Source organism: Actinomadura vinacea, from assembly GCF_039532545.1.
Taxonomy (GTDB): domain Bacteria; phylum Actinomycetota; class Actinomycetes; order Streptosporangiales; family Streptosporangiaceae; genus Spirillospora; species Spirillospora vinacea.
On sequence record NZ_BAAARW010000003.1, the window covers coordinates 213,488 to 228,245 of the forward strand.

The 14,758-nt window shown below is 70.7% G+C and carries 13 protein-coding genes; 10 read left to right on the top strand and 3 right to left on the bottom strand.

Annotation, left to right across the window (positions count from 1 at the left end; all coding sequences use genetic code 11):
* The first annotated feature begins 116 nt into the window (after positions 1 to 116).
* Both ABD340_RS05275 and ABD340_RS05280 read left to right on the top strand, forming a co-directional pair.
* Positions 117 to 794, top strand: coding sequence for a macro domain-containing protein (locus ABD340_RS05275; RefSeq protein WP_344587328.1), 678 nt, complete (start codon positions 117 to 119; stop codon positions 792 to 794).
* A 5-nt stretch (positions 795 to 799) separates the two neighbouring features.
* Positions 800 to 1,585 (top strand): DUF4253 domain-containing protein, encoded by a 786-nt coding sequence (locus ABD340_RS05280; protein ID WP_344587329.1) that lies wholly within the window; start codon positions 800 to 802, stop codon positions 1,583 to 1,585.
* A gap of 3 nt (positions 1,586 to 1,588) precedes the next feature.
* On the opposite strand, the gene ABD340_RS05285 is transcribed toward ABD340_RS05280, so the two are convergent.
* Positions 1,589 to 2,611 carry a DNA polymerase IV gene (locus ABD340_RS05285; RefSeq protein WP_344587331.1) on the bottom strand — a complete coding sequence of 341 codons (1,023 nt, stop codon included), beginning with the start codon at positions 2,609 to 2,611 and terminating at the stop codon, positions 1,589 to 1,591.
* 122 nt (positions 2,612 to 2,733) lie between these two features.
* Between ABD340_RS05285 and ABD340_RS05290 the strand changes: the two genes are divergently transcribed.
* The 8 genes from ABD340_RS05290 (at position 2,734) to ABD340_RS05325 (ending at position 12,704) form a co-directional block, all read left to right on the top strand.
* Positions 2,734 to 3,834, top strand: a complete 1,101-nt coding sequence (locus tag ABD340_RS05290; protein ID WP_344587333.1) for a CPBP family intramembrane glutamic endopeptidase — start codon at positions 2,734 to 2,736, stop codon at positions 3,832 to 3,834.
* A gap of 180 nt (positions 3,835 to 4,014) precedes the next feature.
* Entirely contained in the window at positions 4,015 to 5,064 is a 1,050-nt protein-coding gene (locus ABD340_RS05295) for a DMT family transporter (RefSeq protein ID WP_344587335.1), read from the top strand.
* A 306-nt stretch (positions 5,065 to 5,370) separates the two neighbouring features.
* Complete coding sequence (locus ABD340_RS05300) at positions 5,371 to 5,835, top strand: PPOX class F420-dependent oxidoreductase (RefSeq protein ID WP_344587337.1); 465 nt, start codon at positions 5,371 to 5,373, stop codon at positions 5,833 to 5,835.
* Positions 5,836 to 5,861: 26 nt separating this feature from the next.
* The gene (locus ABD340_RS05305) at positions 5,862 to 6,053 is read left to right on the top strand and encodes a DUF6928 family protein (protein ID WP_344587338.1); all 192 of its coding nucleotides are present in this window, start codon (positions 5,862 to 5,864) and stop codon (positions 6,051 to 6,053) included.
* Between the two features lie 102 nt (positions 6,054 to 6,155).
* Positions 6,156 to 7,370, top strand: coding sequence for a cytochrome P450 family protein (locus tag ABD340_RS05310; RefSeq protein WP_344587339.1), 1,215 nt, complete (start codon positions 6,156 to 6,158; stop codon positions 7,368 to 7,370).
* A gap of 282 nt (positions 7,371 to 7,652) precedes the next feature.
* Complete coding sequence (locus ABD340_RS05315) at positions 7,653 to 9,998, top strand: CaiB/BaiF CoA-transferase family protein (protein ID WP_344587340.1); 2,346 nt, start codon at positions 7,653 to 7,655, stop codon at positions 9,996 to 9,998.
* Positions 9,999 to 10,067: 69 nt separating this feature from the next.
* Entirely contained in the window at positions 10,068 to 10,784 is a 717-nt protein-coding gene (locus ABD340_RS05320) for a hypothetical protein (RefSeq protein ID WP_344587341.1), read from the top strand.
* Positions 10,785 to 11,207: 423 nt separating this feature from the next.
* Positions 11,208 to 12,704 (top strand): MFS transporter, encoded by a 1,497-nt coding sequence (locus tag ABD340_RS05325; RefSeq protein ID WP_344587342.1) that lies wholly within the window; start codon positions 11,208 to 11,210, stop codon positions 12,702 to 12,704.
* A 62-nt stretch (positions 12,705 to 12,766) separates the two neighbouring features.
* On the opposite strand, the gene ABD340_RS05330 is transcribed toward ABD340_RS05325, so the two are convergent.
* Positions 12,767 to 13,084 carry a hypothetical protein gene (locus ABD340_RS05330; RefSeq protein ID WP_344587343.1) on the bottom strand — a complete coding sequence of 106 codons (318 nt, stop codon included), beginning with the start codon at positions 13,082 to 13,084 and terminating at the stop codon, positions 12,767 to 12,769.
* 17 nt (positions 13,085 to 13,101) lie between these two features.
* Positions 13,102 to 14,622 (bottom strand): class I adenylate-forming enzyme family protein, encoded by a 1,521-nt coding sequence (locus tag ABD340_RS05335; protein ID WP_344587345.1) that lies wholly within the window; start codon positions 14,620 to 14,622, stop codon positions 13,102 to 13,104.
* Positions 14,623 to 14,758 lie beyond the last annotated feature (136 nt).

The following is a 14,758-nucleotide window of genomic DNA, read 5'->3' on the forward strand; positions in this document are numbered from 1 at the left end:
ACACCGGGGTACGACACCCGCAATCGAGGCGATCTGCCGTCGGCACGTGGTTTGTCAGTGGCCCGCGGTATGTTCATGGTCGCTGGAAAATCCCCTCGCTGCGACCGGAGTGAACCATGACCGTCAATCGCGTGCGGCAGCCGCTCAGAGTGGTGCTGACAGACATCAACACGAAAGTCGTGGAGGCGTGGCGGGCGGCGTTCGCCGACACCCCCGGGATCGAGATCCGCAAGGGGTCGATTCTCGACCAGCGGGTCGATGCCTGGGTCAGCCCGACCAACTCCCGCGGGCGGATGGACGGCGGGGTCGACGCGATCATCAAGCGCGATCTCGGGGCGGGCATCCAGCTGCGCGTCCAGCGGGCGATCCGCGACCGGTTCGACGGCAGGCTCCCGGTGGGCAGCGCCGTCTGCGTGCCGTCCGGCGCGACCAACCCGAAGTTCCTGATCTCGACGCCGACGATGGAGGGGTCGGCGCAGAACGTGAGCGAGACGCTGAACGTGGCGCTCGCCTGCGCCGCCGCGTTCCAGGCGATCCACATGCAGAACGAGCGGGCGGCGGGCAGCATCGAGTCCGTGGCCCTGGTCGGCATGGGCGCCGCGACGGGCCGGGTGTCGCCGCGGGTGTGCGCCAACCTGATGTGGACCGGCCACACCCTGTTCAACGATTTCTCTTTCAGCGACTACGACGACCTGCGGAACACGGTCCTCGCGCAACTCGACGACATCGAGAACGTCCCCGAGGAGAAGCGGGTGCGGATCGAGCCGCCCAAGCGCACCCGCTCCCGCCGGTGAGGCCGATGCCCGCGATCCAGGTGCCGGACGGTCTCCAAGGCTGCCTCATCACGCCGGACCCCGAGCGGGCCAGGACGGACGAGCCCGTGACCGAGCCGGTGCTGTGGATCTCCGACGCCCTGCTGGACGACCAGGAGGCGGGCCGCCTGTGGGCCGACCTGCTGCCCCGCCATCGCGAGACCGGCCTGTGGCCCCTCCTACTGGGGAACGAAGGCGACCAGGGCACCCCCTGGCACACCGGCGACCTGGCCCCCGTCCCGTCGAGCTGGGCGGACGAGGTGGACGTGGACGCATCGCTCGTCCAGGGCTGGAAGCTGGTGTTCGAGAACGACGTCCTCGATCTGCCCAGCCCGTTCGACGCGTGGCCGGGCCGGGCGCCCGGAGGCGGGCCGGGCCCCGACCCCGACCGGCGGGCCGTCGAGCTGGCGACCAGCCCGTCCGGCATCCGCGACCTGCTCACCGCCACCGCCCACAGCCCCTTCCTCGGCCTGGTTCCGGCCCGCGACGGCGCCGAGGCCATCATCGCGTCCGGCTGGAGCTCGGAGGCGGGTGCCGAGCACGCCACCGCCATCCTGCGAACCTGGCAGGAGCGGTTCGGCGTGCGGCTGTGCTCGATCGGCCCCGACGCCCTCAACGTCACCGTCGCCTGGCCGCCCCGCACCCCCGAACACGCCCGCCACGTCGCCGCCGAGCACTACGCCTTCTGCCCCGACCTGTGGCAGGACAACCACTTCGAGGAGTACGCGGCGCAGCTCGTCGACGCCCCGGTCTGGTGCTTCTGGTGGGACTGACCATCACCGGGCGAACTCGGCTCGGACGCCCAGCAACCGCACCGGTCGCCGTTCGGCGAACCGATCAAGGGCGGCGAGGGCGGCCTCCTCGATTCGGGACGCCTCGGTGACCGGTGTCTCCAGTGCCTGGCCGTGGGTTTGCGTGCTGAAGGGCGCGTAGCGGACCTTGACGATGACGCGGACGGCGGGCCGCCGCTCGCCGGCGACGTCGTCGGCGACCTGCCGCGCCAGCTTCGAGACCTCGCGGCGAACCTCTTCCCAATCGTCCAGATCGTGCTGGAAGGTGGTCTCCCGGCCGCGGGAGCGCGGGACGTAGGGGGCGGCGCTCACCGGCGAGTCGTCCTGACCTTGGGCGAGCCGCACCAGCCGGGGTCCGGTCGTGGGCCCGACACGCTCGGCGAGGGCGTACGGGTCGGTCGCCGCGAGTTCGCCGACGGTGGCGATCCCCAGTCGCTTCAGCCGCTTGGCGGTCTTGGCCCCGATGCCCCACAGCGCGTCGGTCGGCCGGTCCCCGAGCACCTCGAACCAGGTCGCGTGGGTGAGCCGGAAGACGCCGGCCGGTTTGCCCAAGCCTGTCGCCAGTTTGGCCTGCAGTTTGTTCTGCCCGATGCCCACCGTGCATTCGAGCCCGGTCGCCGCGCGTATCCGGTCGCGGATCTCATGGGCCGTCGCCTCCGGCGCGTCGCCTTCGACGGCCAGGAACGCCTCGTCCCAGCCGAGCACCTCGACCACGGTGTCGAACCCCCGCAGCGCCGCCATGACCTGGGCCGAGACGGCCATGTACACCTTCGCGTCGACGGGCAGGAAGACCGCGTCCGGGCAGCGCCGTGCCGCCGTGCGGAGCGGCAGGCCGGAGTGGACGCCGTAGGCGCGGGCCTCGTACGAGGCCGTGCTGACCACGCCGCGCTTGGTCGGATCACCGTCACCGCCGACGACGACCGGGCGCCCCCGCAGTTCCGGATGACGCAGGACCTCCACGGCGGCGATGAACTGGTCCAGGTCGACGTGCAGGACCCAGCGAGCCATATCTGATTCTCGCTCCCCGTCGAACATGAAGCTTCTGACCTGGGTAAAGTCCTCGAACTTGGGCCGGGTGCGGGGCGTCCCACCTCCTATTCGCCGCAAATCGGTCGAGGTAGGGGGACCTAATGACTGATCAGAACAGCGAGCGGCGGGCATCCGACCAGGAGTTCGCCGAGTTTCCATACCCGCGCAGCGAGCGGGACGCGACGCCGTCGGTGGCGAGCGTGCCGCCGGGGACGCCGTACCACCACCTGGCGCGCGTCCGCCCCCGCAACTGGGGGCGATTCCTGCTGGGCACGCTGCTCATCGTCGCCCTGTGCATCGGGGCGATCAACCTGATAGAGATGGGCGCGCTGCTCGTCCAGACCGCGCTGGGAGGGCCGTCGAGCCCGGGACCTGGAGGTGCCACCCTCCAGAACAGCGTGGCCGAATTCGCCTTGTCGTCCGCGATCTTGGGCGTCTTCTTGCCCATTGTGCTGCTGGCCGTCTGGGCGGTCCAACGACGTCCGATCGGGAGCGTGTCATCGGTCATCGGCAGGGTGCGCTGGCGCTGGCTGCTGTCATGCTGCGGCGTGGCGCTCGTGGCGATCATGGTGCAGAACGTGCTGTCGGGCGTGCTGAACACGGTGGTCCCATCGTCGGCCGTGCAGAACGCCGCCGAGCCGCAGTGGGTCGGCTGGGGCGCGTTCCTGCCGACGGCCGCGATCGTGGTGCTGGTGACGGTGTTCCAGGCCTCCGCCGAGGAATACGTGTTCCGAGGCTGGCTCCTGCAGGGCATCGCCGGGTGCTTCCCGCGTGCCCGCGACGGCGTGGTCGGCCGGACGGCCGCCGCCGTGTTCGGCACTCCCTGGCCCGCGATCCTGATCAGCGCGGCCGCGTTCGCGTCCATCCACGGCTACACCGGCCTGGGGATGCTCGACATCTTCCTGTTCGGCGCGGTGCTCGGCTGGCTGACGGTCAGGACCGGGGGGCTTGAGGCCGGGATCGCCTTCCACGTCATCTTCAACATCAACGCCTTCTTGTTCATGGCGGCGTTCGGGCAGATGGGCGCTGCGGACGATCAGGGCGGAGTGCCCTGGCAGGACTTCGTCACGTTCTGCGTGCCGCTCGCGCTCTTCGCCGGTATGACCGTGAGGCGGGCACGCCGCCGCGGCCTGCGCACCGTGACCGGCACCGCCACCGCCGAGGACCGCACCCCGGTGGGGGTGGCGGCGGAGGCGGGGTGACGCCGACACCCACCGGTAGGGGGCTTGGTCAGGGAACTCCCTGGCCAGGCCCCTCCTCTGTCACCGGCCTTCGGCGCTCGGTGATGTTGCGGCCGGGGTTTCACCCAGGACGGTCTCCTTCGCCTGGCCAACGCGGTCAGGTCCCGGCCGAACAGCCGGGCGGACGAAAGGAGGCCCCTCGTGGGCAAACTCTGGGGGGCGCTCCTCAAAGCGTTCTCCCTGATAAGCGCATCATTGGCGGGAGCGTACGTTGCACGCCTCTATCCCGAGCAATCGCCGGCAGCGGTAGGTGCCCTCATCACGATTCATGGAGCCGCTCTCTTCAGCCTGGCCACGCTTTTCCAGCGTCAGGAAAAGAAGCGCGCCGCCAAGGTCCGGTGGGATCGAACCTACTGGAAGTGGGCGGTCATCCTGGCCGTTCCCGCCCTCATCCAGGGGCAGTTGAACCAGGAGGCTCAGGCGCGGGTGGGGGTCGGAACCGTCATGACGATCACGACGCTCGGGGCAGTCGGCTTGGCGACTTGGCGGCTGGTCTTCCCCGAGCGCGGACCGTGCCGGCGACGGCACACCGTGTGGTTCCTGGTCGGACTGGCCGGCGTCGTAATGCTGACCGGGCCGTTCAGCGATGGGGTCGAACCCTGGGGCCTGGTCGCGGCGGGCGTGGTCTCCGCCTTTGGCGTCAGCGACACGATCGCCTCGGCGAAGCTGACCGAGCTGGGCGACCTCACCCGGGTCATTGAGCTGATGCGGTGGGCCAGTGTCTTCCTCGTCGCGATACCGGTCCTCATCTGGACCGACGGTCGCTGGATGACGGGGCAGGTGCTGTCGACCGTGCTGGTCACGTCGGTGCTGATCGTGGCAGCCAACAAGCTGGGCATCCACGCCTTCAGGCTCGCCCGATCCGATGGGGTGATCAGCACGGTGGCATGTCTCACTCCAGTGGTGGCGTGCCTTGCCGGGCTGCTCGTCGGGACCGGTCAGGCGCCGGGGGTCTACGGATGGCTCGGAGCCGGGCTGGTGGTGTCGGCATCCGCCGCCACTCTCTGGATCCTCCACGTGAGGAGCGGCCACGCCGGCCCGCCGGTCGTCAAGGACGGTGTCTGGAAGCACCGCCGTTTCGGTGCCGACCGGAACAGCGATGCCTGGATTGCCGGTCCTGGGTCAGGGATCGGCCTGCCCAGCAGCTTCAAGGCGGCTGACTGGGGCGTGTGGAAGCACCACCTCGCCTGACGGCTTGACCGCCGCCCGGCCAAAATGATCTGTCGCTCCCTCGGGCGTGACGGACGCCATGCGATTCGCGGTGGAAGCGGGCTCAAGCCTGCTTCCACCGCCTTTTTTGAGCATCCACTGGAGCGCGCGGACTTTTTGCGTCCACCTTCCTTAGTCTGGATCCGCCAGTGAATCCGGCAAATGTCGAAGAATCAATTAGCCGGAGCAGGAGCCCGATGCAAGCACCGATCGGGCTGAGCGTGGCCCTGCCAGGGCTAGCCTCGACCCGGCCTTCCCGGCACCCGTCCGGCTTCGCAGACTGAGTCCATGACCTTCACCGCGAATGAGATCGAATACCTGAAAAGCCAGCCGCTCGGGCGCCTGGCCACGGTCGGCCCCGGCGGTCGGCCGCACATCGTGCCGCTGGGGGTCTTCTACGACCCGGAGGCCCGGAGCATTGTGATCGGGGGCCTCGCCGGCACCGGCATGGCCGCGAGCAAGAAGTTCCGCGACGCCCGGCGCCACCCCGAGGTCGCGTTCGCCGTGGACGATCTGGCCTCGACCGATCCCTGGGCGCCGCGCGGCATCGAGATCCGGGGACGGGCGGAAACGCACACCACCGGCGGCGAGGAGATCGGCAGGCGCATCGGCGCCGCCATGCCGTTCGACCCGGCGTGGATCCGCATCCACCCGCGGCGGATCCTGACGCGCGGGATCGACACCGGCCCCTTCGAACTGTCCGCACGGGACGTGCCGCTCGGCTCCGTACATCCTGTCGGCGGCGCCTCCTAGGGTGCTGCCGACGAGAGGGGAGCACCTTGGGTTTCAAGGCGTGGACGCTGCTGTTCGCGGACGGTGGCCCGCGGCCCGTCCTGCGGGCCGCGCCGCCGTTCGACCGGGAGGCGACCCGAGCGCTCGTCGAGCGACTGCATCCCGGGCGGCGGATCGAGGAGATCGGCGACGGCGACCTGGCCGCCGCGTCCTCGCCCGAGGGCGGCGAGGTCGCCTGAGGGTCGGCGCGATCGTCCGGCCGAAAGTTGTCGATCTTGGGTAGCGTCGGATCCGTCGTGTCTCCGGCCGTCGGCCGGACAGCGCCCCGATCGGAGTTGACCATGGCGGAATCGCCCCCGATAACCTCACCGTTCGTCGAGGCCGCGCCCGCCGCCCGGCACGCCGCGTTCGCCGAACTGGCGGCGGCCGGGCCGGTGCGGCGGGTGATGTTGTTCACCGGTGTCCCGGTATGGCTGATCACCGGTTACGCCGAGGCGCGGGAGGCGCTCGCCCACCCCGACATCATCAAGGGCAAGGGCGGTGACGGCCCGCATCGCGACGTCGTCCCGGCCGAGCTCGCCGCGGCGATGGACCACCATCTGCTCGGTGCCGATCCGCCCGATCACACCCGGCTGCGCCGGCTGGTGTCCGCGGCGTTCACCCGGCGGCGGATCGAGGGTCTGGAGCCGGGCATCCGGCTCATCGTCGACGGTCTGCTGGACGATGTCTCGGCCGCGGGGGAGCGGGGCGCGCCGGTCGACCTCCTGGCCGCCTTCGGCTACCCCCTCCCGCTCACCGTGCTCGGCGATCTGCTCGGCGTGCCGGTGGACCGCCGGCGCGACTTCCAGGAATGGACGAGCGTGGCGATCAACGGCTCGGTCCACCCGGCCGAGACCTTTGTCGCCGCGGCGACCGCGTTGATCGACTACGTCCGGGAACTGCTCGCGCAGAAGCGGGCCGACCCGTCCGACGACCTCATCTCGGGACTGGTCGCGGTGCGGGAGGACGGCGACCGGCTGTCCGAGGACGAGCTGACCTCGATGGTCTTCCTGCTGCTGGTCGCCGGGTACGAGACCACAGCCCATCTGATCGGTGGCGGCATGCAGGCGCTGCTGGCCCATCCCGACCAGCTCGACCTGGTGCGCGCCGACCCCGACCGGTTGCCCGCGGTCATCGAGGAACTGCTTCGTTTCAACGGGCCGGCGCAGGTGGCGACCCCGTACCGGACCGCGGCGCCGGTGCGGATCGGCGACGTCACCATCCCCGCAGGCGAGGTGGTACTGCCCGCGCTGCTGTCCGCCGACCGCGATCCCCGCCAGTTCCCCGACCCGGAACGGCTCGATGTCACCAGGCAACCGGCGTCCCATCTGGCCTTCGGTCACGGCATCCACCACTGCCTCGGCGCGCCCCTGGCCCGGCTGGAGGCCAGGATCGCGCTCGGCGCGCTGATCGACCGGTTCCCGAAAATGCGCCTGGCCGTCCCCCCGGAGGAACTCACCCTGCAAGCCAGCATGCTCATCAACGGGCTGACCACCCTGCCGGTCGTCGTGACCTGAACGGAGCACGACCGGCGCGGCGCCGAACCGCTGGCGCCCATTGGGCGACATCTCAACCAGCGGGCGGGAGGCCCGCCACCACCGCCCCACGATTGACGCTCATTAGTCACACATGCTGGGATCATCCATCGATGGTCGCACCTGCATATTTGCCAGATGTGCGGGTTTTCGCTCTTGACGACGTCGTCTTGACCTAAGTCTAATAGTCACATGCAGCTACGAGACTCAGGTCACAGTGAGGGGCCGCGGCGTTCGACGGCCGGCGCTCTCCCGCTCGCTGGTGTGCGCGTCCTGGAGTGCACCGGGGCGGTGCCCGGTGCCTACTGCGGCAAGATGCTGCTCGACACCGGCGCGGAAGTCGTCAAGCTGGAGCCGGCCGGCGGGGACCCGCTGCGCTCGTGGAGCGCGTCGGGTGAGCTGGGGCCGGACGAGCACGCACCCCTGTTCCAGTTCCTGGCGGCGGGCAAGCGGTCGGTCGTCTGCGACGCACCCGCGGCGCACGAGCTGATCCGCGGCGCGGACCTGGTGATCGTCGACGGTACGGGCGGCCGGGACCTGGCGGAGGCGCGGTCGTGCCTCGCCGCGGACGATCAGACCGTGCTGATCAGCATCACCCCGTTCGGCACCGAGGGGCCCTACGTCGAGCAGGGAATCCAGGCCAACGAGTTCATCCTCCAGGCGCTGTGCGGTTCGATCGGCGGCCGCGGCTGGCCGGGTGAGGAGCCGCTGCAGGCCGGGGGCAGGGCCGGCGAGTGGGTGGCCGGCGCGTACGCCGCGTTCGCCGCGGCGGCCGGCCTGCGCCGGCTCAGGCAGACCGGGTTCGGGGACGTGTTCGACGTGTCGATCTACGAGGCCATGGTCGTCACCATGGGCGGGCTCAGCGCGGTCAGCGCCAGCGTGCTCGGGGACGACGCGCAGATGCCCGGCCGGAGCCTGGAGATGCCCTCGATCGTGCCCACCGCCGACGGCCTCGTGGGGTTCTGCACGATCACCGCGCAGCAGTTCTCCGACTTCCTCGTCCTCATCGAACGCCCGGACCTGCTGGACGACGCAGAGCTGGCGTCGTTCGCCGGGCGGGTGCGGCGGCGTGCGGAGTTCGTGGACATGGTGCACGCCTGGGCCGCCACCCGGACCACGGCGGAGATCGTGGAGTCGGCGTCCGCCATGCGGATCCCGGTGGCTCCGATCGGTACGCCGCAGACCATCGCCGAGATCGACCAGTTCCAGGAGCGCGGCGTCTTCGTCAAGAACGCCCTGGGCCACTTGCAGCCGCGCGTCCCTTACCGGACCAGCGCGTTCGAGAGCAGGGCACCGGGCAAGGCGCCGGAGCTGGGCGGGGACACGGGCGGGGTGCGCTGGCCCGCCCGCGAGCGGGTGCGGCGGTCGGGGCCGGCGGCCGACGCCCGGCCGCTGCGGGGCGTCAGGGTCGCCGATTTCACCGCGTTCTGGGCCGGCCCGTCCGCCACGCAGCTGCTGGCGGCGTTCGGCGCGGACGTGGTGAAGATCGAGGGCGTGCGCCGTCCGGACGGCATGCGGTTCTCCGGCGGGCGGGCGCCGAGCGTGGAGAAGTGGTGGGAATGGGGCCCGGTGTTCCTGGCCAGCAACAGCGACAAACGCGGGATCACGCTGGAGCTGAGCGACCCGCGGGCGCGTGACCTGGCATTGCGGGTGATCGGATACAGCGATGTGGTGATCGAGAACTTCTCGCCGCGGGTGATGGCGAACTTCCGGCTGGAGTGGCCGGACATAGCGGAGGCCAACCCGCGGACGTGCATGGTCCGCATGCCCGCCTTCGGGCTGGACGGCCCCTGGCGCGACCGGGTCGGGTTCGCCCAGACGATGGAGCAGGCCAGTGGCATGGCCTGGATGACCGGGCATGCCGACGGTCCGCCGATCATCCCGCGGGGTGTCTGCGACCCGATCGCCGGCCTGCACGCGGCGTTCGCGGCGGTCATCGCGCTGGAGACCCGCGACGCCACCGGCCGGGGAGTGCATGTCGAGTCCACGATGGTGGAGGCGGCGCTCAACGTGGCGGCCGAGGCGCTGCTGGAACAGGCCGCACGGGGCGTCACGCTGCGCCGCGACGGCAACCGCGGCCCCGACGCCTGCCCGCAGGGCGTCTACCTCACGGCCGAGCCGGACGAGTGGGTGGCGATCGCCGTGACCGACGACGCGCAGTGGCCCGCGCTCGCCGCCGTCATCGGCCGCCCCGACCTGGCCGATGACCCCGATCTGGGCACCCGGGCGGCGCGCCGGACCCGGGCCGCCTCCATCGACGAGGCGATCAAGAGCTGGGCGGCGCGGTTGAAAGTCAGCGGCGCCGTCGAACTGCTGCGGGCGGCCGGCGTCCCCGCCGCCCGGGTGATGCCGCCGGACGCTCTGCTGAGCGACGAGCAGTTGCACGCGCGCGGGTTCTGGGAGCACATCCGGCATCCGGTCGCGGGCGAGTTCCTCTCGACCGGGCTGCCTTTCAGATCGCGCACCGTGGCGGCCGGGTGGATGCGCTCCGCCGCCCCGCTGTTCGGCCAGCACAACCACCAGGTGCTGACGGAGATCGGTCTCGGGCAGAGCGAGATCGAAGGCTTGGAGGCGGGCGGCGTCATCGCGTCCCGTCCCGCGGGCCTGTGACGACCAAGGCCGGGCCGGAGCGTCGGTGTCAGCAGGTGACACCGTCAGGGCACTACGATCGATCGCACAATGAATGGCGTTGAAAGGGACGGTGGCCTGGAGCCGGAGGACGGCGCCTCGGCGCCGAAGGCCGAGCCCGGCTACCCGGACCTGCCGACGACGGCGTATCTGGTGCTGGGGGTCCTCATCGTCACCGATGAGTCCCTGACCGCCGGCGAGATCAAGGTGCGCTCCCAGAACACGGTCGGCCGGTTCTACTGGGCGCCCGCGGTCAGCCACATCCGGCGCGAACTGACCCGCCTGACCGCCCAGGGAATGGCGGCCGAACGAACCATCCACGTGGGCAAGCGCAAGATGACGGTCTACGAGTCCACGCCCAAGGGAGAGGCCGCGTTGCGGGCGTGGTCGGAGACCCTCCCCGGGGACGAGCCCGTCATGATCAAGCATCCGCTGATGCTGAAGATCTGGCTGGCCGGCGACGCCGAACCGGCCCTGCTCCTGGACGCCATCGATCGTTACCTCCGGAAGCTGGAGGAGACCATCGACGAGCAGCAGTGGTCCTTGGCCAGGGCCCGCGAGCTCGGCCTGCTCCAGGAGCCGCGGTCGAAGTACCCGCAGCACGTCGCCAACTACACGCTCCGATCGCTGTACGACGAGATCGCCAACATCCGGCAGCTGCGCGATGAGATCAGCTGGCACGTCGGCGACGCCTACCAGCAGCACCGCGACCATCCCACGACCAACCTGCGACGCAGGCTGAGACCGCCGAAGGACGAGGACTCCTAGGGCGGCTGTGTTTATTGCAGTCCCGGCCCAGGGCGCTCGCCTGGTGGCTCGCACCCTGACCGTGCCTGGGCGAGCGCGACATCGCTTCGCGACCTGGCCGGCGGCGCTCGCCTTCGGCATCGCCCCACCGGCCAGGTAGCGCGCTCGCGCGTCACCCGAGGCCACGTCGTCCGTCGGGCTCTGCTCGCGGTCTCCGCTGTTCTGAATCTCTGGGGCGCCGCTTCCCTTGCTCGATGTGACTAAAGTTCCTATCTATCGGCGTTGTCGGGCGGTGTATGTGTCCAAATTTGCTGTTCCAGGCTTGACTGTTCGTCCAAAACGGGGTTCTAATAGTCACATTCGCGATGTGATCTAGCCCACGTTGTGGCTTGTCGACGGCCGACAGCGACCCCGCACCCACCCCCTCGAGAGGTCGGTACAGCCATGCCCGGCGCAAGCCCCTCCCGATCCGCGGCCGTCCTGGTCGCGGCGCTCGTGCTCGCCGAGACGGTGTCGGCGTTCGAAACGACCATGTCGGTCCAGTTGCTCTACTCCCACCACCCCTTCTTCGGCACCGACATCAACAAGCTCACCTGGATCGTCACCGCCTACATGCTCGTGGCGGCGGCCGCCACCGGGGTGTGCGGCCGGCTGGGGGACCAGTTCGGCCGGGTGCGCGTGCTCAACCTGGTCCTGCTGATCTCCGCGGTCGGTTCGATCGTCAGCGCGGCCGCCCCCAACCTGGAGATACTGATCGTCGGGCGGGGGCTGCAGGGGGTCTCGGGCGCGGTGCTCCCCCTGGCGATCGGCCTGGCCCGGGAGATCCTGCCGCGCGAGAAGGTCACGACCGGGATCGCCGTCATCAGCGCCTCGGCACTCATCGCCGGCGCCTCGGGGATCCTCGTGGCCGGGTTCATCCTGGACCACTTCCAGTGGCGCTACATCTTCTGGTCGGCGGTCGTCCTGGCCCTCCTCGCGATCGTCGCGATCCGGGCGGTCATCCCGCGGTCGGCGGCCGCGGCGGCGGACCCCGGCAAGGTCGACTACCTGGGCGCCGTGCTGTTCTCCGGAGCCGTCGGCACCGTGCTGTTCGGAGTCACCCGTTCGAGCGAGTGGACCTGGACCGACGCGCGGACCGCGGGTTTCCTGGTGACGGGGGCGGTGCTGCTCGCCGTGTGGGTCCTGTGGGAACTGCGGGTGCGGCATCCGATGATGGAGGTCCGGCGGTTCGCCGACCGCAAGTTCACGATCGGGATGCTCGCCACGGTCATCGTCGCCTTCGGGGTCTTCGGGCTCAGCCAGGTTCTGCCCACGGCGGTCCTGCGGACACCGGAGCAGATCCCGGTTCCCGGGGGCGCGCCCATCGACCTGCCGGTCGGGCTCGGGCTGAGCGCCACCATGGCGGGGCTCGTGGGGGGTCTCGGCTCGCTGCTCGGCTTCGTCATCTCGCCGCTCCCCGGCCGGATCTCCCGGCGGTTCGGGGCGGCCCGGACGGTCCTGATCGGCTGCGTGGTCTCCATCGCGGCGTTCTGGTCGGTGCTCTACCTGCACACGACGCTATCGGGGTTCATCGTCTTCACGCTGATCACCGCCGTCGCGGTGACCTTCTGCTACGGGGCGCTGCCGACCCTCATCGTCGAATGCGTGCCGGCGGAGGAGACGAGCGCGGCCGTCGGAATGCAGGCCGTCGTGCGGACCACGTTCCAGGGTGTCGCCGCCTCGTTCTCCGGCATCTTCCTGGCGCAGGGCGAGATCAAGGTGGGGGATCTGGCCTTCCTGAGCGAACAGGGGCTGCGGACCACGGCGATCGTGGCCATCGCCTCCTCGGTGCTCGGGCTCCTGCTCGCCGTGCCGGCCTCGCGCCACCGCGAGGCCGCGCCCGTCCGCGGCGAGGGGCCCGCCGGGCAGACCGCGCCCGTCGGCCTGTCGACGGCGGACTGACTCCGCCGGACAAAGTGATCGCCCTGGTGTGCCGCGCACACCAGGGCGATCGCGCACGCGCGTCAGTCGCTCGCGGGCAGCGGCTTGCTCTCCTTGAGGACGAGGAGGGTGTCGCCGTCGGTCAGGGTGCCGTCTCCGGCGTTGGTCACCAGCAGTTCCAGAGAGTCGTCGTCGGGGTGGGTGTAGCGCTTGCCGAGCAGCGAGCCCTGGTCGAAGGGGCTCCGCGGCCGCGCCGCCGGGTCACGGTCGGCCGAGGTGGACATGGGCGTGCCACCGCAGCGCAGGTCGATCTTCGTCGAGCCGGGCCGGATGACGATGACACCGGTGGCGCACACCCGGCTGTGCAGGCGCGTGCCGGGTTTGAAGGCGTTCTCGGTCAACTCTCTCTCCTGTCTGTTCAGGCATGCGTGGACGTGGTGAGGTCGGCGACCACGTCGCGCCGCAGCAGCTTGCCGGTCGGGGTGTAGGGCAGTTCCGGCCTGAAGACGATCTCGTCGGGTGTGCGTGAGCCGCGCAGGCGCGCCCGGACGAAGGCGCGCAGTTCCGCCGCGGTGTCCTCGCCGGCGGGACCGGCCCGGTCGGTCAGGACCACGACCGCGACCAGCCGCTGGCCCCAGTCGGGATCGGGCATTCCGACGACCGCGACCTCACGGACGTCCTCGTGCCCGGCCAGGACGTCCTCGATCTCGGCGGGGGCGATGTTCTCGCCACCGCGGATGATCGTGTCGTCCGCACGTCCCTCGATGTACAGGTAGCCGTGGTCGTCGATGCGCGCCCGGTCGCGGGTGGGGAACCAGCCGTCGGCGTCCAGGGCGGAACCGGTGCCGGTGTATTCGCCGGAGACCTGGCCTCCCCGCACCCACAGCTCGCCGACGGCGCCGTCGGGCAGGACCGCGCCGGCCTCGTCGCGGATCTGGGCCTCGACGCCGGCGACGACGCGTCCGGCCGAGGAGAGGCGCTGGAGCCGTCCCGAGGCGAGCGCCTCGCGGTGGTCCCGCGGGCCGAGGATCGCGATCGTCGAGCTGGTCTCGGTGAGCCCGTAGGCGTTGACGAAGTCGGTCGCGGGGAAGGCGCGGAGCGCCTGGGTGAGCACCGGCAGCGGCGTCCGGGCCCCTCCGTAGGCCAGCGACGACAGGCTCGGGCAGTGCGCGGGACCGCCCCGCAGATGCTCGACGATCCGGGCGAGCATCGTCGGCACCACCATGGCGTGGCTCACGCGCCGGCCGCGCACCAGGTCGAGCCAGCGCCGCGGGGTGAAGTCCGGCAGGTAGGCGACCCGCCGGCCGGAGTAGATGTTGGTCAGGACGGCCCCGATGCCGGCGATGTGGTACGGCGGGACGCTCAGCAGCGCACAGTCGTCGGGTGCGGCCGCGGCGAACTCGACCGTCCCCAGGACGTAGGAGAGCAGGTGCGAGTGGCGCAGGACGGCGCACTTGGGGGCCGCCGTCGTGCCGCTGGTGAACAGCAGGACGGCGGGGTCGTCCTCCGACACCTCCACACCGTCAGCGCCGGAGTCGTCGACGCGGGGAGCGGCCGGCAGATCCGACCACTCGGTGGTGGTCATCGACCTGACCACGTTGCCGGGCGCCTCGATCCGGTAGGCCGGGTCGGTGACCAGCACGGGGTCGTCCAGGCGGGCGATCAGATCGCGCAGTGCGGGGGCCGACAGCCGGTAGTTCAGCGGTGCGAACGGGATCCCCGCCCCGGCCGCGGCGAACAGCAGCGTGGGCACGGCCTCGGAGTTGACGCCGACGAAGGCCAGCGTCCGGCCGTGGCAGCGCCTCAGCGCCGAGCTCCCCGCCTCGGCCAGCCTCGACAGGGCGCCGAAGGTGATCGGCGCCCCGCCGTCGGCCGGCACCAGGGCCACGCGATCGGGACCGGCTTGCGCGGCCATGTCCAGGAGGAGACGGATGGTCATGGGAGACCTCCCTACTCAGTCACCCTTGTATAGAACTAATAGTCATACACGAAGACCGGGCGAAGAAGCCATCGGCGCTGCGCCGAGAACCCCTTCAGATCGCTCACCACAGGCCGATAATCCCACTAAATAGAGT